Annotated in this window: 18 protein-coding genes; 15 read left to right on the top strand and 3 right to left on the bottom strand. The window is 34.5% G+C overall.

Features of this window, described 5'->3' with window-relative positions:
• Positions 1–117 precede the first annotated feature (117 nt).
• Positions 118–3,342 (bottom strand): MMPL family transporter, encoded by a 3,225-nt coding sequence (locus RH915_RS04905; RefSeq protein ID WP_310478283.1) that lies wholly within the window; start codon positions 3,340–3,342, stop codon positions 118–120.
• A 369-nt stretch (positions 3,343–3,711) separates the two neighbouring features.
• Here RH915_RS04905 and RH915_RS04900 point away from each other — a divergent pair, with 369 nt between their 5' ends.
• On the top strand, positions 3,712–6,057 hold the full coding sequence (locus RH915_RS04900; protein WP_310478282.1) for a C40 family peptidase: 2,346 nt from the start codon (positions 3,712–3,714) through the stop codon (positions 6,055–6,057).
• A gap of 37 nt (positions 6,058–6,094) precedes the next feature.
• On the opposite strand, the gene RH915_RS04895 is transcribed toward RH915_RS04900, so the two are convergent.
• Together RH915_RS04895 and RH915_RS04890 are read right to left on the bottom strand one after the other, a co-directional pair.
• On the bottom strand, positions 6,095–6,829 hold the full coding sequence (locus tag RH915_RS04895) for a TIGR03915 family putative DNA repair protein (protein ID WP_310478281.1): 735 nt from the start codon (positions 6,827–6,829) through the stop codon (positions 6,095–6,097).
• Complete coding sequence (locus tag RH915_RS04890) at positions 6,829–8,121, bottom strand: putative DNA modification/repair radical SAM protein (RefSeq protein ID WP_310478280.1); 1,293 nt, start codon at positions 8,119–8,121, stop codon at positions 6,829–6,831. Before RH915_RS04890 ends, RH915_RS04895 begins: the two co-directional genes overlap by 1 nt.
• Before the next feature lie 235 nt (positions 8,122–8,356).
• Between RH915_RS04890 and RH915_RS04885 the strand changes: the two genes are divergently transcribed.
• The 14 genes from RH915_RS04885 to RH915_RS04820 form a co-directional block, all read left to right on the top strand.
• Positions 8,357–13,471: a leucine-rich repeat protein gene (locus tag RH915_RS04885; RefSeq protein ID WP_310478279.1), complete on the top strand. Its 5,115-nt coding sequence runs from the start codon at positions 8,357–8,359 to the stop codon at positions 13,469–13,471.
• Between the two features lie 171 nt (positions 13,472–13,642).
• Positions 13,643–14,206 carry a PH domain-containing protein gene (locus RH915_RS04880; protein ID WP_310478277.1) on the top strand — a complete coding sequence of 188 codons (564 nt, stop codon included), beginning with the start codon at positions 13,643–13,645 and terminating at the stop codon, positions 14,204–14,206.
• Positions 14,207–14,388: 182 nt separating this feature from the next.
• The gene (locus RH915_RS04875; protein WP_310478276.1) at positions 14,389–14,820 is read left to right on the top strand and encodes a peptidylprolyl isomerase; all 432 of its coding nucleotides are present in this window, start codon (positions 14,389–14,391) and stop codon (positions 14,818–14,820) included.
• Between the two features lie 239 nt (positions 14,821–15,059).
• The gene (locus tag RH915_RS04870) at positions 15,060–15,521 is read left to right on the top strand and encodes a YaiI/YqxD family protein (RefSeq protein WP_310478273.1); all 462 of its coding nucleotides are present in this window, start codon (positions 15,060–15,062) and stop codon (positions 15,519–15,521) included.
• 147 nt (positions 15,522–15,668) lie between these two features.
• Positions 15,669–17,855, top strand: coding sequence for a DNA topoisomerase III (locus RH915_RS04865; RefSeq protein ID WP_310478272.1), 2,187 nt, complete (start codon positions 15,669–15,671; stop codon positions 17,853–17,855).
• Between the two features lie 185 nt (positions 17,856–18,040).
• Positions 18,041–18,547, top strand: coding sequence for a hypothetical protein (locus RH915_RS04860; protein ID WP_310478271.1), 507 nt, complete (start codon positions 18,041–18,043; stop codon positions 18,545–18,547).
• 292 nt (positions 18,548–18,839) lie between these two features.
• Complete coding sequence (locus RH915_RS04855) at positions 18,840–19,322, top strand: hypothetical protein (protein WP_310478270.1); 483 nt, start codon at positions 18,840–18,842, stop codon at positions 19,320–19,322.
• Between the two features lie 167 nt (positions 19,323–19,489).
• Complete coding sequence (locus RH915_RS04850; protein WP_310478267.1) at positions 19,490–19,957, top strand: hypothetical protein; 468 nt, start codon at positions 19,490–19,492, stop codon at positions 19,955–19,957.
• A complete protein-coding gene (locus RH915_RS04845) occupies positions 19,950–20,801 on the top strand; it encodes a sensor histidine kinase (RefSeq protein ID WP_310478265.1) in 852 nt (283 codons plus the stop codon). Before RH915_RS04850 ends, RH915_RS04845 begins: the two co-directional genes overlap by 8 nt.
• 4 nt (positions 20,802–20,805) lie before the next feature.
• Positions 20,806–21,399 carry an accessory gene regulator ArgB-like protein gene (locus tag RH915_RS04840; RefSeq protein ID WP_310478264.1) on the top strand — a complete coding sequence of 198 codons (594 nt, stop codon included), beginning with the start codon at positions 20,806–20,808 and terminating at the stop codon, positions 21,397–21,399.
• 377 nt (positions 21,400–21,776) lie between these two features.
• Positions 21,777–21,917 (top strand): cyclic lactone autoinducer peptide, encoded by a 141-nt coding sequence (locus RH915_RS04835; RefSeq protein ID WP_310478263.1) that lies wholly within the window; start codon positions 21,777–21,779, stop codon positions 21,915–21,917.
• A 12-nt stretch (positions 21,918–21,929) separates the two neighbouring features.
• Positions 21,930–22,640, top strand: coding sequence for a LytR/AlgR family response regulator transcription factor (locus RH915_RS04830; protein WP_310478262.1), 711 nt, complete (start codon positions 21,930–21,932; stop codon positions 22,638–22,640).
• A gap of 232 nt (positions 22,641–22,872) precedes the next feature.
• Positions 22,873–24,630, top strand: coding sequence for an extracellular catalytic domain type 1 short-chain-length polyhydroxyalkanoate depolymerase (locus RH915_RS04825; RefSeq protein WP_310478261.1), 1,758 nt, complete (start codon positions 22,873–22,875; stop codon positions 24,628–24,630).
• Positions 24,631–24,720: 90 nt separating this feature from the next.
• Positions 24,721–25,306, top strand: a 586-nt coding sequence (locus RH915_RS04820) for a hypothetical protein (RefSeq protein WP_310478260.1), incomplete at its 3' end; no start/stop codon positions are given.

Below are 25,306 nucleotides of genomic sequence, written 5' to 3'. Positions count from 1 at the left end.
ATCACTAATTTTAAAAATAACTTTGAAAATATTACCTGAGGATGCACCTCATTTGTTGAATGCATCTTTGTACTCTTAACAACAAACAAGTCAACAAATTCGAAGCAGAGAAGGTATTTATCGATTCCTTTTAACTTTATTGCGCCTTATTTTTCTATTGCCTTTAATTTTTTTCTTTGAAATATAAACTTTTGGCTTTTTAGACAGAGTTTTTGCCTGATTTTTTACTTTCTTTTTTGGAATATGAATAATTCTGTTGTCACTTTGGTCTTTTTTTACTTTTAGTTGTGTAGGATCTGCTTGAAGGGTTAACCCTCCTCCCAGTTTTAAGAGTTCTTTAAGGGAAGTATCTTCCTGGACGCGATATACTCCCGGTTCATACACTTCTCCATCAAGACTAATTGCAACTTCATCTGCTACATCATCAGTATTGTTAAGTTTTCCTTCATCATAAAATAACTTAGCAAGGATTTGTTTAAAATTAATTGCATGGAAAGGCCACCAATTATATTTTCCTAATAAAGTAGCTGTTGCTGGTATAAAAATAGGAAGTAAAATGCAAACATAAAATACTAACCCTACAATGATCCAGGTTCCAATTTGTAGTAGAGATAAAATTCCTGATAACATCATTGCTGCAAAGCTGGAAGCTAATATAGTGGCAGCAGAAAAAACCGCACCTCCAACTTTTTTCATAGCGGTGATCATCGCCTCTTTTATCCTATCAGGAGTAGGATCTGTTTCCAGTTGACTGATCTCTTCAGAAAAACGTTCTAATAAAAAAATTGAATAATCAACACCCATTGACATGAGCATGACAAAAGCAAAGAAGGGTACAGACCACATAATACCAGGATAACCTAAAATATTGATAAAGATTATTTCAACAATAGCTTGTGAAGCAATGTATGCCAAAGCTAAAGAAGCCATAGTGTAAATTGGCATAATAAAGGATTTAAACAAAATTGAGAGCACAATAAAAATACCAATTAACATGTAAATAGCTGTTCTAAAAAAATCTGTACTAGACATATTTTTCAAATCTCTATTTTGGCTAGATACGCCACCTATGGCATAATGAACATCCTCATAAGAAGTATCCTTTAGCGTGAATTGAGTGATCTCTTCTATTTCGTCAACAATCTGCATCGCCCTGTCACCATAAGGGTTTGTATCACTGATTACTTGTAGTATTGTTACATTATTATTAGGCGTACCATAGGTATCCCAAGCGTCAGAAAATGAATCCTCATATAATTTTTCTGGGATAAAAAAGCCTTGCAATATGTTTTCTTCTTGGTTTGAAATTTCAACAAGTAATGACTTCATTTCTTCAAGCCCTGTATGCAATTCTACTAACCCTTCATCTAATTCCTTAAGGCCATCTAACAATGCTTCCATACCCCTAAGTAAAGCACTGTATTGTTCCAGTAATTGTTTTTGACCATTAACAATCTCAGCAAGTCCATGGCTTAGCTCTCTAGAACCCTTTTCTAAATCATTTAAACCTTGTGAAACCTCATTTAATCCAAAAAGTAATTCATTCATATCAGCTACTGCATTTTCTAATCGATCTGTAACCGGGTCAAATAAGAAAATACTACGATCGATAATATTATCAGAAATAGTAGAAATAACAGCATCTATATCTTCTAAGGCCTGCATATATCCTTTAACTTGGTTTTGTGTACTAGAGACTTCATTTCTAATTTGTCCAATCCCCTGGTTGGTCTCACGAATACCTTGGTTAAGGGCTTGGGCACCACTTTGAGATTGCCTAGTAGCTGCAAGTAGTTGTTCTATTGCCTGCTCACCCTCAATCATATCCTCCATGGATTCATCTAAGGCTTTAATCATTTCTTGCGTACCATTTCTCATTTCTTCAATGCCTTTTATAGCTTCTCTTACTTCATCAGATGCCTCGCCTGCTTGGTATGGAATGGTTAGTTCCTTTATTTTTTCCCCTTCAGGTCGTGTAATCGATCGGACTTCTGTTACATCATCGATTTTTAGTAGGTTATTAGATAGTTTTTCTATGTAAAATACCCGTTCGGAATGATCCCAAGCTGCATCCTCCACTTCAATGGTCAAAGAAGCATAGAAAAAAGCGCCTTGGCCAAAGGCCTCCTCAATTAAATTAAATGCTTTAACTGAGTCGTAATCCTCATTGAGTTCATCTAAAGAATGAAAGGAACGTTCATTGTCAAAGGAAATAAAAAGAGGAACAATAATAATAAATAAAAGTAGCAAACCAATAAAGGGTTTAGTGGTTGAAAAAGTCCCTAAATGACCCCAAAATTTATTGTTGTTCTTTTTTTTCTCAATTTTTGATGGCCAAAATATCTTTGTTCCAAATAATTTCATGATAAACGGAACCCAGACCCAAATACCTATAATTAATACAATTACAGCAACAGCAACGCCCACACCAGATTGGTACAAGTTAAAATCAGCTAAACCAATAGCTAGAAAACCAACAAAACCAGTTATCGCACTAGATAATACAGCCCCCCGGGTCTTTTTAAAAGTATCTTTTACTGTTTGATCGTTGTCACTTCCCTGGGCTAATTCTTCCTCGTATCGCTTCATTAGTAAAATAACGTAATCTGTTCCAATCGCAAAAGTAACCGTTAAAATAAAAACCGGAGTAAAATTTGAAACCGGGAAACTTAGGTGTTCAATAAGCAAAGAAACAATGGATATGCTCAGAAAATAGGACGCGCCTAAAGTGACTAAAGGAACAAAAGGAGCCACCGGGGAACGAAATACCCATAGTAACACTAAATAGACTAAACCGACTGTTAAATACTCGATAATACCCAATCTTTCTTCCGTTGTGGTAAGGACATCGTCCTCAATAATAGAAGCACCAGTTATGTAGTGATCTAAACCCTCAACCTCGGTTTTTTCTTCTAATTCCTCTCGGATAAAAGAAATTTCCGCGGTTGTCATGTCAACTTCAATAACAGCTATCAAAATATGCTCAGCATCATCTAATAATAATGCTTTTTCAGATGCGCCATCAAAGGGAGATATAATGTTTTCAATTTCAATGTCTCCTGGGTTATTAAGGAGTGCTTTAAGTTGATCTTGTATTTTTTCTTCATAAGATTTAATCCCATTCTCTGAATCTTTATATACAAGCAATATTTCTTCCCCAGTAAAGCCATCGTTTTCTTCTAAAAGACGCTGTGCAATTTCTGTAGGATAATGTTCAGGTACTTCAAGTTGTCCGTGCCTTCTAACTAAAGTATCAATGTCAGTTGATACAAATCTTAGAACAAAAGATATAAGAATCCAAAGAATAACAAAACCATATAAACGTATTTTTTGAGATTTCATGGGAGTATTTCCTCCTAAAGAATATAAAGGCGCATCTTTTAAAATCCGTAATTAATATAAAACATATTAAAAAAGATACTACTAAATTTAATTATGCAATTTCCCCAACAATATAACTTCAAGCTAAATATGTAATTATTCCATATTATATTTTTACGCTTTTTTAAATTGCCTCAAACATTTTCATGATCGTTAATAAAAAGAATGCAAATAAAATGGAAAAATAAACATAGAAAGGAAATAATTAAACAAGCTTGAAACGCTTAAACTTACTAATTGCACAGTGTTTATATGGTATAATTTTTGTAACATTAGGAATTATTTTCTTTGGATGTACAGCAAAAATTAATAGTGACTAGGAGTGGGAAAATGAAGCGTTTTAAAATCTACTTAGGATTAAGTATAGTGGTACTAGGGGTAATATCTACATCTTTTTTATCCCAAGGAGCAGTGAAATATTCACTAGAAGGAATAGACAGAGTTGCCTTAGAGCTAATCGGAAGTCCTTTTAATTTTGGGCACCGATCACCAAAGCAGGGTTTTGATTCAGCCAGCTTGGTTCAATATGTATATGAGGATTTTGGCGTATATCTTCCCCGTCGTTCAGAAGAACAGTGGGAAATGGGCAAAACAGTTCATCAAAACGATATAAAAACCGGGGATGTATTATTCTTTCAAGGAAGAAGCTCCTTAATACCAGGAATATACATAGAGGGAAGCGATTTTGTAGTTGTAACTTCTTCTGGTGTTGCAATAAGGGATTTTGAAACAGACCCATATTGGAATCCTAGATATGTAGGTGCAAAGCGGTATAAAAGTCTGTTACCTGAATTAAACCCAATCGCAAAAAAAGCGATTCGTCTCCTCGGGACAGATTATAAACAAGGTGGAAATGATTTAGATGGGTTTAATCACTCAGGCCTTATACAATATATTTTTGAAGAAATAAAAGAGGTAGACTTTCCAAGAACAGCAAGAGAACAGTGGGAATTAGGTCAAGCAATAGAATTACAAGAAGTTAAGTCTGGAGATGTTTTATTTTTTCAAGGAAGTAGTACACTTTTACCAGGTATCTACACAGATCATGGAAACTTTATTGTTGTAACAAGCAATGGGGTATCTCAGATTGATCTAGATAGTAGCGTTTATTGGAAACCAAGGCTTGTAGGAGCCAGAAGGTTTGATGAAACAACATTTAATCAAGTGGAAATTGATAATCCAGCTGTTAAAAAAGCACTTAGTTTACTAGGGAATCCTTATAATTTAAATGGAACAACACCTGACGAAGGCTTTAATACTACCCTTTTTGTACGTTATGTCTTTGAAGAGGCCTTAGGGATACAACTTTCCGTTTTTGCAGACAGAATGTACGAGGTTGGGGAGCCTATTGCAAAAGAAAACCTTGAACAAGGAGATATTGTGTTTTTCCAAGGAAGTAGTTTAATCCCCGGCATATATAAAGGCAATGGGATTTTCATTGTACAAACAACAATAGGAGTAGAAGAAAGGAATTTACACAGTAGTCCTTATTGGGCACCAAGATATGTAGGTGCAAAAAGACTTACTGATGCAGACATATATTACATGAATCCTGAAAACTTTTTGAATCACGAACACTTAGCCGTTCGGGAATCCATGAAATATATTGGCACCCCCTATCTTTTAACCGGTGATACATCCGAGGGCTTTGATTGCTCTTGGTTAGTACAAACATCATTTAGAGATGGATTAAATGTATATTTGCCCCGTATTACTTACAACCAATGGGAAGTGGGAGAAACAGTAGATTTTAATAATAGACAACCGGGAGATGTCATCTATTTCTCAGGTACATGGCAAGAGGGTATTTCCCACGCAGGAATTTATCTAGGAAACAATTACATGATCCATGCAACCGGAGACGAAGGGTTAACAACCATCTCTTACTTAGGGGAATATTGGATGGAGCATTATACAGGAGTTAAACGCTTTGACGCCCTTAGTCTAAGATTAGATAATCCGGTAGTGGAGGAAGCCTATAAAAATTTAGGAGTATCCTATTTAGCCGGAGGAAACACAGAAGCTGGCTTTGATTATTCTGGATTTTTACAGTATATAATAAAACAAAGTTTAAATATTGATTTGCCAAGATATGCTTCACAGCAGTGGACCATAGGTAAAGAAATAGAAAAAGAAGATTTAGAAATTGGGGATGCCCTGTTCTTTGAAGGAGACAGTGGCGTGTTATTGCCAGGGGTATATATCGGTAGTAGACAATTTATTATTGTAACTGGATTTGAAGGCGTAGCTATAAGGGATTTAGATAACAGTCCCTATTGGACACCAAGGTATGTAGGGGCAAGACGATATGAAAGCGTTAATCATAACAATGCTGCAGTATTAAAAGCACAAGAATACTTAGGGACGACGCTGCAAGGATATACTACCGCCCAATTCGTAGAGAGAGTATACAGTGAGGCTTTGGACATGCAGCTTCCTAGAAGTGCTTATGAGCAATGGGAAAGTGGTCAAAATGTGCCTATAGAAGCTTTAGAATCCGGAGACTTAGTCTTGTTTGGAACTGATGCCACGACACCAACGATGTCCGGTATTTATGTAGGCGAAGGCGCTTTTATCATACTAACAAGCAGTGGCGTAGCAGAAAGAAACTTAAACTTCCATGATTATTGGATGGATCGATTCTTAGGAGCAAGACGATTTACAACGAGTCTATAGATATTTGGAATCAAAAAGCCGAAGCAAAAGCTTCGGCTTAATTTTTTTCAACTAGATTTCCCCAATATCTTTTCGGCATATTTTTTTGCTGGAGTTTTAGATTTTGCTTTTCTTTAATAGAAATACTATCAAAATAATTTTTCCATAGGGATTGAAACAATACTTCCTGGTCACTTAAGGGAACATCTTTTTCAACTTTAAATTCACTAGTGTACCATTCACTATTACTGTAAATTACAGCAACTGCACGATCTACATCATGAATAACCCACCGTTCCCCAGATAGCCTTTTAGAAAAATGGGGTGCCAATAAACTTAAAACATTGTATTTAGGTTGGATTTTTGCATATAAAATGCCTTTGTCTAATTCTATAAAACGAGTTAACCCTAACATCCGATGTCTTTCACGACTTACCTTTTTACTCAGGTTATGAATGAATAGCACCGTATCATTAGAGAGCATTCGATCTATATCTTTTCCGGTTTTAAACCCTAATTTTATATAATTTAAAATAAATTTTTCCCGATTAAGCTGCTCAGATAAAAAGGCATAATATATATGATTCAAAGCATCTTTAGAAAATTTATCCCTAATTGCTTCGTACACTTTTTGTGCCTTCTTTTCATCGGTTTTAATCACTGTATAGTTAGCTAAAAAGTCCTCTTGAGACGCCTCTTGCATAATTTTATCCGGAACTTCTTTATTATAGTAACTATCGTATGTTAAAGTAAGCAGACCATCAAAGCTCCCATCATAAATGTAAATAAGCATTAAAATTCCCCCGTTACTTTACTACCTAATTCTTTTTTCATTATAGTTTCAGGATAAAGATCAAAAATCGATAATTGCTCAGTATGGTTCTGTGGTTTTTCAATAAGTAAATTTCTGATAATGTTTGGTTCAAAAATAATCCCACCATAATATTTACCTTTGCAGGTTATAAAATATTTCGCTCTCTTTAGTACAACACCCATCTTTTTTAAATCCATATAATCAAGCTTTGTCATTCGTCTTGCAGCAACAATTTTCATAGCAGATCGAATACCAATACCCGGGACCCTAACTAATTCCTTATAATCCACTTTGTTAACTTCTAGTGGAAATAGATGAATATTTTCCAAAGCCCAAAAGCACTTCGGGTCTAAATGAAGGTCAAAGTTGGGGTTAGATTCACTTAAAAGTTCCTCTGCATGAAAACCGTAAAAACGAAGAAGCCAATCCGCCTGATAAAGTCGATGTTCCCTTAGAAAAGGGGGCTTTGTTTGTATACTAGGCAACCGATTATTTTCAACAACCGGTATATAAGCAGAATAGTAAACCCGTTTCATTGTAAATTTATTGTATAAGCCTTCCGAGAGTTTTAGTATATTTAAATCAGCTTCAGGACTGGCTCCAACAATCAGCTGTGTGGTTTGCCCTGCAGGCAAAAACATAGGTGCTTTTTTATAACTTTTCTTTTCTTCTTTGTTTATTGTAATACCATGCTTTATTAAAGCCATAGGCTTAATAATATTTTCCTTTTTCTTTTGTGGGGCTAGGGCCTGTAGGCTTGTCTCTGAAGGGACTTCAATATTCACACTCATACGATCTACATAAAGTCCCGCCTGATGAATTAACTTAGGATCAGCCCCGGGTATACCCTTTAAATGAATATAGCCATTAAAATTTTGTTCTCTTAACAAACGTACGGTTTTAATTAATAGCTCCATAGTGTAATCCGGATCTTTGAAAACAGCAGAACTCAAAAATAGCCCTTCAATATAGTTTCTTTTATAAAAATTAATCGTTAAATTAGCAACCTCCTCCGGGGTGAAGGTCGCTCTTTCAACATCACTCGTTATTTTATTGGTGCAATAAGTACAATCGTAAACACATTCATTCGAAAAAAGTATTTTTAGTAATGAAATACATCGACCGTCCTCAGACCAAGAATGACAAATACCACTAGACGCTGCATTTCCTAAACCAGTAGCGTTATTTTTACGGTTACTTCCACTGGATGAACAGGACACATCATATTTAGCAGCTGCGGATAATATATTTAATTTTGATGTAATATCCATATCAACACCTCTAACAACTATTTTACCACGAAGTAAGGAATTTTACCAAACATATGTTCGCGAGTTTACACCTTAAGAAAAATTTAAAATATCTTTAACTTGCCTTAACAATTATTAATGGAATCCTGTGGTAAAATTTAGTTATTGAACTATAAAGTTGTTTTGTTACAGTGTGTTGTACTTAAGTCATAAGGATTAGAATATTTATAATAAAGAAGAAGAGAGGGAAAAAGGGATGAAAATAAAAAGTAAAGTGACTTCATTATTTTTAATATTTTGTTTGCTATTATCTATGTCAACAAATATCGTTGTAGCACAGACGGAATTGGGATCAGGGGATTATACCATAGAACAAACGTCTAGCAATGCTGATTTAGATAACATAACCCTGAGTGAAGGGACGCTATCACCAATTTTCGATAGCACCACAACAAGTTACACCGCAAATGTAGCAAATGAAATAAATAGCATAACGGTGACCCCAACAGTAGCAGAAGAGATGGCAAGTATTGAAGTAAACGGCGATGAGGTAATAAGCGGCGATGCAACAGCAGCTATACCACTAACTGTTGGAATCAACATAATACATGTAGTCGTAACCGCTGAAGATGGAAGTACAAAAACTTATACAGTAGAGGTAACAAAGGCAGGATCGAGCAATGCAGATTTAAGTAAGATAGCCTTAAGCGAGGGCACATTATCACCGAGCTTTGAAAGTGGGACGACGGAGTACATAGCTAATGTCGGAAATGAAGTAAGTAGCATAACATTGACTCCAACAGTGGTGCATTCGTCAACAACAGTAACGGTAAATGGCACACCAGTGATAAATGGAAGCGGAGCAGATATACCATTAATTATTGGAGAAAATGAGGCTAATGTAGTCGTAACTGCTGAAGATGCAAGTGTGAAAATATATACAGTAACGGTAACAAGGGCAGCATCGAGCAATGCAGATTTAAGCAACATAGCCTTAAGTGAGGGTACATTATCACCGAGCTTTGAAAGTGAGACGACGGAGTACATAGCTAATGTCGGAAATGAAGTAAGCAGCATAACATTGACTCCAACATTGGTGGATTCGTCAACAACAGTAACGGTAAATGGCACACCAGTGATAAATGGAAGTGGAGCAGATATACCATTAATTATTGGAGAAAATGAGGCTAATGTAGTCGTAACTGCTGAAGATGGAAATGTGAAAATATATACAGTAACGGTAACAAGGGCAGTATCGAGCAATGCAGATTTAAGCAACATAGCCTTAAGTGAGGGTACATTATCACCGAACTTTGAAAGTGGAACAACGAGCTATACAGCCAATGTAGAAAATGAGATCAGTAGTATAACCGTGACACCCACAGTTGAAGATACAACCGCAACAGTAGCCGTGAACGGTGAAGTGGTAAAGAACGGAAATGCGTCAAGTGATATTAATTTAGATATCGGTAAAAATACAATAAATGTAGATGTAGCAGCCCAGGATGACAGCATAAAAACATATACAATAGAAGTAACAAGAGAATTATTATATACACCGGAGCATTATTTTACCTTTGATGCAGCTACAGGCACCATCACTAATTATAGTCATTCAGGGCCAAAGGATGTTATTATTCCTAGTACTATTGGTGGAGTAGAGGTAACAGATATAGGAAGTCATGCATTTCGTAGTAAAAGTCTTACGAGTGTAGAAATTCCAGATACTGTGACTAGCATTGGTACTTGGGCATTCCGTGCCAATCAACTCACTACCATAACAATACCAGATAGTGTTACCAGCATAGGAAGTAGTGCCTTCACAAATAATCTACTTAGTAGTTTTGAGAATATAACAATTCCGGACAGATTATTGGGTGAGTCTTCTTATTTATTTACAAGTAATAAATTCACGCATTTAGAATTACCTGATGGGATTACTAACATAGGTACTGGAATGTTTAGATACAATAAAATGGAAAGTGTTGTCATACCAGATAGTGTTACAAGTATAGGAAGTTATGCTTTTTCAAATAATCAACTTAGTAGTTTTGAGGATATAACAATTCCCCACAGATTATTAGGAGAATCTTCTTATTTATTTACAAATAATAAATTTACACATTTAGAATTACCTGATGGGATTACTAACATAGGTAATGGAATGTTTAGATACAATGAAATGGAAAGTGTTGTCATACCAGACAGTGTTACAAGTATAGGACATTATGCTTTTGGAAACAACAAACTTACAAGTCTAATAATGCCAGATAGTGTTACAAGTATAGGAAGTTATGCTTTTGCAAATAATCAACTTAGTAGTTTTGAGAATATAACAATTCCCCACAGATTATTAGGAGAATCTTCTTATTTATTTACAAATAATAAATTTACACATTTAGAATTACCTGATGGGATTACTAACATAGGTAGTGGAATGTTTAGATACAATGAAATGGAAAGTGTTGTCATACCAGATAGTGTTACAAGTATAGGACATTATGCTTTTAATAACAATAGTTTAATAAATTTAACGATCCCTGATACGGTAACTAGTATAGGATGGGATGCTTTTAGTAATAATCAACTTACTAGTGTAACCCTATCAAAAAATTTAAGTTCCATTGGCTCAAGAGCTTTTCGTGGCAATCAACTTACAAAGATCAACTTGCCTAGTAGTTTAAGAAGCCTATCCTACAGCGTGTTTGCTGATAATCAAATAACAAGTATAAATATACCCGGTAGCGTATCCTCAATAGGTTCTTATGCATTTCAAAACAATCAACTTACTAGTGTAAATATACCCGCTAGTGTTTCCTCAATAGGTTCTTATGCATTTCAAAACAATCAACTTACAAATGTCACTATAGCAAATGGACCACGCTATATTTACACCGGAGCATTTATGAATAATCAGCTTGAAACAATAAACATACCTAATAGTGTGTGGCATATAGGGAATTCGGCCTATGAGAATAATCAATTATATAATATAAGTATTCCGGATAGTGTAACGAATATAGGGAATTTGTCCTTTAAGAACAATGACCTTGGGCATGTGAAAATCTTACACAAGACTGCTTCCATAGGAGATGAAGCTTTTAGTAACAACCGGGACGACCTGATTATCTATGGCTATGAAGATTCGACAGCTAAATCATATGCTCTTAGTAATGATAAATCCTTTAAATACTTATATAATTTAACTTATACAGCAGGTCCTTACGGGACAATTAATGGTGAAAAAAATCAAATTATTGTACATGGTGAAAACGGAACCCAAGTGACTGCCTCACCAAATTTAGGCTTTCATTTTGTAGAGTGGAGTGATGGTTTAAGGTGGGCTACACGAACCGACACCAATATTTCTAAAAGTATAAATCTAATAGCTAACTTTGCTATTAATAGGTATACAGTTTGGTTTAATGACTATAATGGGAGGAGATTAAAAACCGAAGAGGTCACTTATGGGAGTAGTGCCAGACCCCCATCTAATCCAACTCGAGAAGGATATACATTTACAGGTTGGAGTGAAAACTTTAGCTACATCACGAGGAATTTAACTGTAACTGCAGAGTATGAGATTAATAGATATACAGTGATATTTAAAGACTACGATGGAACAGTGTTAAAAACCGATGTGGTAACTCACGGCAGTGACGCAATATCTCCAACACATCCAATTCGAGAAGGTTACACATTTAAAGGTTGGGATAAGACACTTAACAATATAACCCAGGACTTAACCATAACAGCACAATATGAAATAAATCAGTATACCGTAACCTTCGATAGTAATGGAGGAAGTGCTGTAGATGCTATAATAGCAGACTTTAATACAACAATAAAAGCGCCTAATAACCCTATAAAAGAAGGGTATAACTTCCGTGGTTGGTATAAAGATTCAGATTTTATGACACCTTGGAACTTTATAAGTGATCAAGTACCAGCAGAAGATATTACGTTATATGCAAAATGGCAGATTAAAGAGTACACAGTAACCTTTAAAGACTTTGATGGAACAGCATTAAAGACGGATGTGGTAACCCACGGTAGTAACGCCAAATCTCCATCTAATCCAACGCGAGAGGGGTATACATTTACCGGTTGGGATAAGAAACTTAACAATATAACCCAGGACGTAACCATAACAGCGCAATATGAAATAAACCAGTATACAATAACCTTCGATAGTAATGGAGGAAGTACGGTAGATGCTATAATAGCAGACTTTAATACAACAATAAACCAGCCTAATAATCCTGTAAAAGAAGGATATAACTTTGATGGTTGGTATAAAGACTCAGGGTTTACAACACCATGGAATTTTGAAAGTGATCAAGTACCATCAGAAGATATTACGTTATATGCAAAATGGCAGATTAAAGAGTACACAGTAACCTTTAAAGACTTTGATGGAACAGAAGTTAAATCAGAAATCGTTTTACGTGGTAGTACTGCTACTGCACCGACTGATTTAATTCGTGAAGGATACACCTTTAGCGGTTGGGATATAGATTTTAATAGTGTGAAAAATAATCTAACTGTTACAGCTCAATATCAAAAAGAACCTATATTAAAACCCATAATAAAAAGAACAGAAAAATCAGATGGAACCATAGTCGATTCAGTAGAGTACACAGAAGAAGCAGCTAGAGCCACTATAGACCAATTAAAACAAGAGGGTAAAGATACGCATCAAATTAATATTGCAGATGAAGAAGATAAAGTAACAGAAACACTAATTAAAATTCCAACGAATACACTGAAGATTCTTAAAGAAAGTGCAATGAATTTTGAGGTATTTACAGATGTCGCAAGAATTATTTTACCTAAAGAGACGACAAGTAGTCTTAATCTAGGTGAAGAATTATTCTTTAGAATAGTACCAGTAAGAGAAGCTCCTCAGCAACAAGAAATAAAAGAAAGAGCGAAAAGTGAAAAAGTTATTCAAGATGAAATAAAGGAAAAAGAATTTGATATTATAGGTAAGCCAGCAGTGATTGAAACGAATATGGAAAGTAAATCTACTGACATAATATTACCTATACCAACAGAAAATTTACCTAATGATCCACAGGAAAGAAAACAGTTTTTAGAAAGTCTGAGGGTATTTATAGAACACAGTGACGGAGAAAAAGTACTAGTAAAAGGAGAAATAGTTGAGTACAAAGAGGATTTATTAGGGATTAAGTTTACAATTAATAAATTCAGTACATTTACAATTATTTCAGTTGAAGAGGAAGAATCTAGTGAAACAACAACTGAAAACCCTAAGACTGGAGATAAGGGAATGAAGTGGTATATACTGGGTGTCCTAATTCCAGGGGCATATTTAGTAATAAACAGGAAAAAAATTAAAAACAATTAATAAAGAAGCGGTATTATCCGCTTCTTTATTTTGTAGTTTTAAGACAATAAAGAAGTGCTGCACAACTCAATTAATCATAGGTACTTACAAATAAAAAATAATAAGCCATAGTTTCATGTTAAAATAAGAAGTATACCTACACTTAATACATATGATAAGGGAGGAGATACTGTGTTTGATTTTAAAAATGCATCAAAGGATGAGTTGCAAAATGAGTATAACCGTATTGCAAAGGAAATGGGAGACGATCAATTCTTTACAAAAAAAGAATTGCATTATTTACCCCAAGTATTACGTGAAGGAGAGCAAGTGCTAGGCTTTTCTTCAGGATTAATGGATGGAAGTACGTGGTTAATTACCCTAACTGATAAGAGGATTATATTTTTAGATAAAGGGATGATTTATGGCATGAAGCAAGAAATTATTCCTTTGAATAGAGTTAACGCAGTTTCCGGATCTACAGGTATATTTTTTGGAAAAATAATTATTACAGATGGGGCAAAGTCACGGAAAATAGAGAACGTCTGGAAAAAAACCGTTAAAAACTTTACAAACAAAGTACAAGAAGCACTAGAAACATTGGAGCAAGTAAAAAATAACACACAATCTCAGCAAACATCAAAATCTGATGATGACCCATATGAAAAATTAGAAAAGTTAGCATCACTAAAAGATAGAGGGATTATTACGGATGAGGAATTTGCTATAGAAAAGAAAAAAATTTTGTGTAGTTAAAACTAGTATTAATATGTAATTTAGAGATAATAAACTTCAATTTATTGGGATGCTATGCATCTTGTTATTCAAAGATAAGTAACAGTCTTTAAATAATACTTCAAGTATTGAACTGAATGAATTATACTATAATATGGCAACAATAAAAATGTAGCAATGAAGAAAATTAGGAGGGTATACATATGAAAAAAGTTATTTTTGAAACAGAAAAAGGTACGATGGTGGCAGAGTTATTTGAAAAAGATGCTCCTGGTACCGTAGCAAACTTTGAAAAACTAATAAAAGAAGGATTTTATGATGGTCTAACATTTCACAGAGTAATCCCAGACTTTGTAATTCAAGGAGGATGCCCCCATGGTACAGGAACAGGTGGCCCAGGATACGCCATAAAATGCGAATTAGAAAATAATCCCAACAAGCATCAAAGAGGAAGTCTTTCAATGGCCCATGCTGGAAGAGATACAGGTGGAAGTCAGTTCTTTATTTGCCATAGCCCACAACCACATTTAGATGGAGAACACACAGTTTTTGGAAAAGTGATTGAAGGTTTAGATGTTGTAGATGATATTAGAGCAGGGGACAAAATGATTAAATTAACAGTAGAAGAGGCGTAAAAGAGGCTTACTGTAACAACGGTGAAGTATCTCGAGTTTGACTCCTTTGCGCTTTCCAACTTATTACGATAGCGGAACGATAGTTAAGCAATAGTTAAACAACTGTTTAACTACAGCTAAACAACTGCTCAACAATTGTTAAAAAACATCAACTGTCCAACTAACAAACTGAAAGAAGAGAACCAAAGGGCAATTACATTGCCCTTTATATTTTTATTTGTCGTAAAGAGGTGATGGCTGTGAGAATATTAGTAGACGCCGACGGGTGTCCTGTAAAAGATATTATTTTAGATGTAGCAAAACAGCATAAAATAGAAGTTATTATGGTTAAAAATATATGTCATGAACTAAATGATGACTATGCAAAAATTATTACCGTGGATCAGGGAAGAGACATGGCTGATTTAGTGCTAATTAACAATGCCAAAAAAGGGGATATCATTGTAACCCAAGATTATGGGGTAGCGGCCTTAGCCCTTGGTAAAGATGCCTATGCTATTCACCAAAATGGCTGGGAATATACAAAGGAAAATATAGATGGTCTTTTAATGAAAAGACACATTAATCAACAGATGAGAATGAAACAAAAAAAGTATAGTAAAATACCAAAAAGAAGCAAAGAAGATAATAGGCTTTTTGAAGAAGGACTTAAAAAGCTTTTAAAAGAAATAATGGCGATTGAAAAGACTAATCTAAAATAATTAGATTTTAAATAAAAGGAATGTTAGTATGTCATACTGAACGAAGTGAAGTATCTCGGTGTTGACTTTCAGTTTTTTAACTTTAGGGACAACTATATAAGCCGGAGAATCCTTCGCTGTTTTATAAACTGAAAGGATTTGTTTAAATTGAGTAAAAGATTAATCTTAGCAGAAAAACCCTCTGTGGCACGAGACATTGCCAGAGTGCTAAATTGCAATAAAAAAGGGAATGGATTTCTTGAAGGCACCACAGACATTGTAACCTGGGCTTTGGGGCACCTAGTAACTTTAGCAGATCCAGAGGCGTACGGTAAAAACTATGCCACGTGGAAGCTAGAAGATTTGCCTATACTTCCTGATTATTTAAAACTGGTTGTAATTAAAAAAACCAGCAAACAATTTAATAGTGTAAAAACTCAGATGAATCGTAAAGATGTAAAAGAAATTGTAATTGCTACGGATGCCGGTCGAGAAGGAGAGCTAGTAGCTCGGTGGATTATAGAAAAAGCCCGACCAAACAAGCCAATTAAACGTCTTTGGATTTCATCTGTAACGGATAAGGCAATAAAAGAAGGCTTTAGCAATTTGAAAAACGGAAAAGCCTACGAAAATCTATATGCATCAGCAGTAGCAAGATCAGAAGCAGACTGGTTAGTAGGTATTAACGCTACAAGAGCACTAACAACAAAGTACAATGCACAGCTCTCCTGCGGGCGAGTACAGACGCCTACATTAGCAATGATCGCACAAAGAGAAGAAGCTATCCGTAATTTTAAACCCCAAACCTACTATGGTCTGAAAGTAAAAACAAAGGACTTTGATTTAGTATGGCAGCATAATAAGTCAAAGGATATAAAGACATTTAATAAAAACGAAGTGCTTGATATTGAAAAAAAGGTGCAGAATAAAAAACTAAAGATCAATGAAGTGAGCAAAAAAAAGAAGAAAAGCTACGCACCAGGACTCTACGACCTTACAGAACTACAACGGGATGCAAATAAGCTATTTGGATACGCTGCAAAAGAGACCCTTGGTATTATGCAAAGACTATACGAAAGCCATAAGCTACTAACCTATCCAAGAACAGACTCTAGATATATTTCCTCTGATATTGTAGAGACATTAAAAGATAGGATAAAGGCCTGTGGAGTCGGACCATACGCTAGTTACGCCAATAAAATTTTAAATAAACCAATCAGAACATCAAAGAGCTTTGTCGACAATAGCAAAGTTTCAGATCACCATGCAATTATCCCTACAGAGCAACGGGTACACCTAGGCGCCTTAAGTGACCGGGAAAGAAAAATATATGATTTAGTAGTAAAGCGATTTTTAGCTGTGCTATTCCCGCCCTTTGAATATGAACAAACTACGATAAGGGCAAATATAGAAAATGAAACATTCATTGCAAAAGGTAAAATCGTTAACCATCAAGGCTGGAAAGAAGTTTATTCTAACCAGTATGATGATGAAGCAGAGGAAGAATTAAAGGATCAAATTTTACCTACATTAAAGGATGGAGATACGCTAGAGATAAGTAGCGTAACCCAAACCCAAGGAGAAACACAGCCACCGAAAAGATTCAATGAAGCTACTTTGCTTTCTGCAATGGAAAATCCAGCAAAATATATGAAGGACACCAGTAAGGATTTAATCAAAACCCTGGGGGAAGCCGGAGGAATAGGCACCGTAGCCACTAGAGCGGATATTATAGATAAACTGTTTAACACTTTTTTATTAGAGTTAAAAGGAAAAGATATTTATATAACTTCTAAAGGAAAACAGCTCCTTGATCTCGTTCCAGAGGATCTAAAATCTCCAGAGTTAACCGCTCAGTGGGAACAAAAACTAAATGCAATCGCAAAGGGAAGTTTAAAGAAAGATCACTTTGTAAAAGATATGCGCAGTTATGCAAAAACCTTGATTAATGAAATTAAACAAAGTGAAAATAAATTTAAACATGACAATTTAACTAGGAACAAATGTCCAGAGTGTGGGAAGTACCTTCTTGAAGTGAAAAATAAAAAAGGCAAAATGCACATCTGTCAAGATAGGGACTGCGGATATAAAAAGGGAATATCAAGACTTACCAACGCCCGATGCCCGAATTGTAAAAAGAAACTTGAACTTCGAGGTGAAGGAGAAGGACAGATTTTTGCATGTCCCTGTGGACATAGGGAGAAGCTTTCTTCCTTTAACGAAAGAAAGAAAAAACAGGGTAATAACGCATCAAAAAGAGAAGTATCTAAATATTTAAAAGAACAGAAAAAAGCTAGTGAAGAACCGATCAACACCGCTCTTGCCGATGCACTTAAAAAGTTAAAGCTAGATTAAAAGCAAATGACTTATTTTTTAACAAGCATTAAAACCTAATATAACAGAAATTAAACTTTAAAGGTAAAAACAAGGAAAGAAATAAAGGGAATCAAGCTAATTAACTAGAACTAAATGATTTGTAGGAAATTGTACAGATAATGCAATTTCCTAGATCACTAATAGTAAGGTGGGGATATGGCTATATGGATATTATTTATAAAATATTTGGTTTTATATTTAGTATAAATATGATCATTTTGATTGGAACAGTTATTGTTATAAATAGGGCGATACATTTTTATAGGGCCAAAAGATTTGGTGGAGATCTTTTAGATCGCTTTAAACACAAGTCAAGTACACAAACATTAACAGTATCATTTGGATTGTTAGTCAATGTATTCATGCTATTACACTTTGCAAATGCCCCAGAAAAAATTTTGATATTATATGTAATACTCTTCAACACATTTATGATAATAATAGGGATAAGTGCTTTTCGAAAAATTGAAATATATGAAAATGGCATTTATGAGACTGGTAAATTTACAAAGTGGTCACAGATGACATCATTAAAAGAAACACGAGAAGAGATATTAAAAATTGAAATAAAAAATAAGAGAACCGATCAAATTATCATTGATATGAGAAGTGTTGAAAGAAGTCAGGACTTGAGAGCATTTTTAACCTTTAACTATGAGAAAAGCCAGTGACTTTTAACCAAATTCGATGAGCCATTAATAAAACCAAGACAATTGAAGTCTTGGTTTTGTTATACCTGTTACCTTAGAAGAACAGTTGAAGGATATTTTTTTCAGAGGTCGAAGTATTTACAGATTAAGTATTTAGGGAACAAATATAACCTTTCGACAAAAATATGACAAATCATATTTCTTTCGACGGTATTCGACACAAGCTTAAATACATATATGATATTATGCTTAATAAGATATACCCTTTTATATCATACTGATATGTCATGATTAATTAAATTGGGGGATAAATATGCTAAATTATTTATATGTTTCGATTTTTGTTTCATTCCCAGAAGTAATTCTTGTATTATTAATAGGTCTCTATCTTTCTAATATTAAAAATATCAAATTATGCCCCTTATTAGCTACATCAATTTTACAAACAATGGTTGCGTTTATAGTAATGACTGCAAATATAGGGTTAGTATATTCAGCAATAATACAAATAGCTTCATTATATTTTTTAGTTATTATTTTCTTTAAAATAAAATACGACAAGGCCATTATACCTGTAATAATAGGATTAGCTGTACAAGGAATTATTCAAAGTATTGTACTAATGATTATAGATGTTTTTTTTGAAGTGGACATTACTTCATTAGTAGAAAACTTTAAAGTTACTATTCTTTGTTTCCTACCTGTACTTTTAACATCATTACTACTCTTATTAGTAATTAAAAATAAAAGATTTTACTTAAAGGATATAGAAGCTGAGAGGAATAGGAAACAATAAAAATATATTCAACCTCTCCGATGCACCTCAAAAAATCCGATTTTATTTCCAATAAGTATTTAAATAGTCCTTTAGAGCACTAAAGACCAATATAACTATTTGCAATTATTTGATATTCATTATAATTGTTTTAGTTAACTTATTTAAAAGAGGCTAGGGGGATAAAGATGCTAAATTATTTATATGTTTCGATTTTCGTTTCATTTCCAGAGGCAATTCTCATATTCTTAATAGGTTTAAATCTTTGCAATATTAAAAATATTAAAATAGCCCCATTATTGGCTGCATCGGTTATACAAGCAATAGTTGCTTTTATAGTAATGGCTGCAAACATGGGGTTGGCCTATTCTGTGATTGTACAACTGGCTTCTTTTTATTTTCTAGCAATTATTTGTTTTAAAATAAGATACTACAAGGCCATTATACCTGTACTAATAGGAGGAGCTACACAAGGGATTACTCAAAGCATTGTATTAATGGTTTTAGATGTTTTTTTTGAGCCTGAATTTACTTCATTAATAGACAATTCTAAAGAAACGATCCTTTGTTTTATACCAGTATTTTTCTCATCATTATTACTCTTATTTGTAATCAAAAATAAAAAATTTTATTTATGGGATATAGCAGGTGATTAGACTGAAAAATACGGGAAAATATATTTTAATTTTTACAATTTTATTTCAAACGATTCTAATTTTAATGCTTAATACATCAATAAGAATGGCAGACTCTCTAGATTCATTAAAGAACAATATATTTATATATAACATTTTAATTATTAGTATAACGATTTTAGTGATTATTTCCCTTGCAAGGGTGGGAGAGTACGAGGCAAAGCAAACAGAGTTAAATTTAGTTAAGACAAATATGAAAGCCGTAGAAGAATTAATCACATTACTTAAAACCGAAAGGCATGATTATGTCAGTCATATACAATCAATAAATGCATTATTATACTTACAGGAATATGAAGAACTATCAAATTACATAACGGGTATTAGTAAGGAGTATAGAACAACAAATCAGATTATAAGAGTGGGCCATCCTGTGCTAACAGCTATATTAAATACGAAAAGAGAAGTAGCCCAGGAAAAGGGAATTAATTTTGAGATAAATTGCAAGGAAAAAATAGATAAAATCAAGTTAAATTCCTGGGAGCTAAATAATTTGGCCACCAATTTAATAGAAAATGCAATAGAAGCAGCTATATTGATGCCAAAGGATGAAAGATGGATTAATATAACATTAGGTCATTGCAAAAGAGGATATTCAATTCAAATTGAAAATCCAGGATGCATAAGCAATAATATTCAAAAAGCATTATTTGAAGCGGGAATATCAACAAAGGACGTAAAAACAAGGGGATATGGACTGCATATTTGTAAAAAAATAATGGACAAGTATAATGGAAGTATAAATGTTGAAAACACAGCTAGAAAGACTGTAGTTTTTACTGCTATTTTACCAAGGGGGGAATAGAGTTATGGTGCAAAAACTATCTGATAGTATTTCGTCTTATATTTGTCATGAATTAAAGTACAGTGATGAAAAAAGGGGAATTTTAAGCTACGGGTTACAGGTGTTTTTAGGTGAGTTTCTTAAATTTATTACAATATTCGTATTTGCATATATATTAAATATTTTTAAATCTACCACAATAGTAGTAGTAACCTTTATTCTATTTAGGCGAAAAATTGGTGGAAGTCATTGTGACACTTTTAATAAATGTTTTGTTTATAGTACATTTCTCATGCTTTTATTGGGGTTTTTCAGTAAAGTAATTGTTATTCCACAGCAACTATTACTTTCATTAATTATAACACTGTATTTAATGGGTATTTTAATAACAATTAAATGGGTGCCTATGGGGACAGAGAAAAAATCCATTAAAAACCCTGAGCTAAGAAAAAAAATAAAGAAAAAAACAATTTTACTTTTAACCACTTGGTTTATAGTCATATTGTTTGTTCAAAAATCAGGATACGATGAAGCAGCTACATCTAGTTTAGGAGGAATCATGTTAGCTTTTTTCCTTGCAACACCATTAGGTAAGAAGGTTACAAGTTTTGAAATTTAATAAGGACTTATCAGCCTTTCAAAAAGTAAAAAAAATTCAATACCTCTCTTATAAAAAATATCACCCATAATTGTTTCTATTTATTTAATAAAGGAAGACACATTTATAAAATCAAAGAAAAGATAAATACCTCTTAAGCACATATATCTAAATGTTAGCACATATTTTACGCCAGTTAAACCTGGCGCAAAGGATAGATTACATAGATTAAAGAAGAGAAGGAATAAATGTGATAATAATATCTAAATGTTAGCCAAAAGATTTTTAAAAAGTTGATCTAGTTATCCAAGTAATAAAATCTTAGTAGTAATGCCTAGCAAAGCAGGCATAATGCTAGTATTTTATAATCTAAATTTTAAAAGAAAGGAGGAACAAGCATGATGAAACATTTGAAAAGAAACATTTTAACTGTAGCAGCTAGTTTACTAACCGTAGTTGCAATGAGTGGCGTAAGCACAACTAGTTTGTGGGGTTTGCATGAACCTGAAATACCAGAAAGCATCAAAAAAGAGCTTTAGGATGGTGTTAACATGGGAGATATCTTAATTTGCGATGACCATAAACCCACAAGGGAAATGTTGAAAAAAGTAGCCTCAAAAAATCCTTTTGCAAGTAAAATTTTCACTGCGGAGGATGGGGTACAAGCAGTAGAGATTGCAAAGCAAGAAAGGCTAAACATAGCCTTTCTTGACATTGATATGCCAAATTTAAATGGTATTGATGCAGCAAAGTTGATAAGTAAAGTATCTAGCGAAACAAGGTTTGTTTTTGTTACAGCCCATATGGAATATGCCATTGATTCTTTTTCAGTTCATCCATATGACTATCTTTTAAAACCAATAGACATACAAAAATTTAGTGAAGTGTTAAATACGCTTCTTGTTTCAGAAATAGAATCAGAGAAAAAAAGAGATGATGTAATTACAATTAAGGAAAAGCACACCATACATGTTATAAACAAAGCCAATATATTGTATATAGAAAAAGAAGATAGGGTATCCATTATACATACGGGTAATAATCATTTTACATCGAAAAAAACATTAGCTGAGTTAGAAAAGATGCTTGGTAAAAGCTTTATAAGGACCCACAAATCCTTTATTGTAAATAAAGACAACATTTCAAAAATTATGTTAGTAGGGAATTTATCTTACGAAATAAAATTTAAAGGTAGTAAAAAAATAGCTGCTATGAGCAGACATAAATATGATGATTTAATAAAAGGTTTATCCACTGGATAAACCTTTTATTCATTTAAATAAAAGACTTAATGTGTTTATTATACATACAATTATGCGTGTTGTGACAAAAAATATGCCAGTTGAATCGTACACAAAGGAAAAAAAAGGACAAAGATAGAATAGCTATAAATAAGCAGAATTGCAGAGTTCTGCAACAAAGTAATGGTGGTGTACAATAATGATGCAAATCAGTATGCCATTATTACAAAAAAATAATTGGAGGGGATTTACAATGAAAATCAGAAATTCAAGACAGCTTTGTTTGCTTCTGGTACTAGCATTAATAATTTCATTATTACCGCTAGCATCATTTGCAAGTACAAGCGGAGGATCATTCACTAACGTATCCTTTAGTGGTAGAACTTATAAAGTATTTGTTCCAAATAGCTATGAACCAGGAACAGATGTGCCATTAATGGTTATGTTACATGGATGTACACAAGATGCAGATCAATTTGCAGCAGGAACAAGAATGAATGATTTAGCAGCAGTTGAAAACTTTATTGTTATGTATCCAGTACAAACTTCTTCTGCAAACTCAAGTCAGTGTTGGAACTGGTTTGAAAGAGCGCACCAACATAGAGGGAGTGGCGAGCCAGCTTTAATTGCAGGTATGGTAAACCATGTAAAATCAAACTTCTCAATTGATGATGATAGTGTATACGTTGCTGGTTTATCAGCAGGGGCAGCAATGAGTACAATTTTAGGGGCTACATACCCAGACATCTTTAGTGGAGTTGGATCTGCTGCAGGACTAGAGTACAAAGCAGCAACAGGTATGACGGGGGCATTTACAGCGATGAGTTCTGGTGGTCCAGACCCAGTAAGACAAGGGGATCTAGCTTATGACGAAATGACAAAAAGCACACCTAGAGTAATGCCAACAATTGTATTCCACGGAACACAAGATTTTACAGTAGGAGAAGTAAATGCGCATCAAACAATTGAACAATGGGCAAGAACAAATGACAGAGCAGATGATGGACAAGCGAATGGTTCTATCAATGCAACTGCAGATTTAACAGAGCAAGGTCAAGTACAAGGTGGAAGATCTTTTACAAGATATGGTTACAATGACAGCGAAGGTAACATCGTAATGGAAAAATGGATGGTAGATGGAATGGGCCATGACTGGTCAGGTGGAAGCACAGCAGGAAGCTACACAGATCCAAATGGACCAGATATGAGTTCAATCATATGGAACTTCTTTAATGGAACTTCTTCAGAGCCAACAGAACCAACAGATCCAGTAGATCCTGAGCCAACGGATCCAGTAGATCCTGAACCAACAGATCCTGAGCCAACGGATCCAGAAGAGCCAGTTAACTATGAAAGTGAATATGGAACAGCAACAGAGCACTATGTAGCTGGTAGATTAGATGTAACAGGTTACAATGAAATGGGAGCAAAATATGGATTTGGAACATCCTTCTGGCTTTATAGAGTGGAAGGATCAACAACTTGGACTGACGAAGAACCAAATGGAGTAACAGAGCCAGAACCAGAGCCAGAGCCAGAGCCAGAACCAGAGCCAGAGCCAGAGCCAGAACCAGAGCCAGAGCCAGAGCCAGAACCAGAGCCAGAGCCAGAGCCAGAGCCAGAGCCAGAGCCAGAGCCAGAACCAGAGCCAGAGCCAGAGCCAGAACCAGAGCCAGAGCCAGAGCCAGAACCAGAGCCAGAGCCAGAGCCAGAACCAGAGCCAGAGACAGAGCCAGAACCAGAGCCAGAGCCAGAGCCAGAACCAGAGCCAGAGCCAGAGCCAGAACCAGAGCCAGAGCCAGAGCCAGAACCAGAGCCAGAGCCAGAGCCAGAGCCAGAAGAACCAGTTAACTATGAAGTAGCAACAGGAAATGCAACTGAGCATTATGTAGCTGGTAGATTAGACTATGCTGGTTACTTAGAAATGGGAGCAAAATATGGTTATATGGCATCGTTCAATCTTTACAGAGTTGAAGGTTCAGATACTTGGACTGACGTAGCGCCTGAATAATAATAACCAAACAAAAGCGTGAATGCTTTATGGCATTCACGCTTTTTTAGAGAATAATTTTTCAAAACATTCTATAAAAGGGGCGACAAGATGAAAAACAAGTTTAAGATAATACCAATTTTACTAGTTATATTGATGGCAATCCCACAAAGTGTTTATGCGATTATACCAATGAATAGCATGATAAGTAATGATATCGAACTTAGTACTGTAATCGATATGTGGGCCGAAGAAGACAATACGGTACATAGTGCTGTACCAGGTGAATTTATAATTAAATACAGGGATGATGTTGAAAAAAATGATTTAGTAAAGACTACTCTCCAAAATAATTTTGAAATGATTGAGAATTTCGAGTTTATGAATGCTGGACTAGTTTCCATGTCTAACTTAGTTGACTTAGATCAGATGGCAAACTACTTCTATAACCTTCAATCGCATGATTATATTGAATATATAGAGCCTAATTATATATATCAATCCCTTAACCTTACATCTGACGAAAGAAGCAACGAGTTATGGGGACTTAAAAATATTGGACAAACCATTCAACAGCAATCTGGCGTTGCTGGAATAGATATAAACATAGAAGAAGCATGGGAAATAACCCAAGGTGATGAAGAGGTTATTGTAGCAGTAATAGATAGTGGTGTAGATATAAATCATCCAGATTTAA

The sequence above is a fragment of the Serpentinicella sp. ANB-PHB4 genome (assembly GCF_031432315.1).
In the GTDB taxonomy this organism is placed as follows: Bacteria; Bacillota; Clostridia; order Peptostreptococcales; family Natronincolaceae; genus Serpentinicella.
The sequence above is the reverse complement of the archived record's forward strand: the minus strand, read 5'-3'. Positions and strand labels throughout refer to the sequence as shown.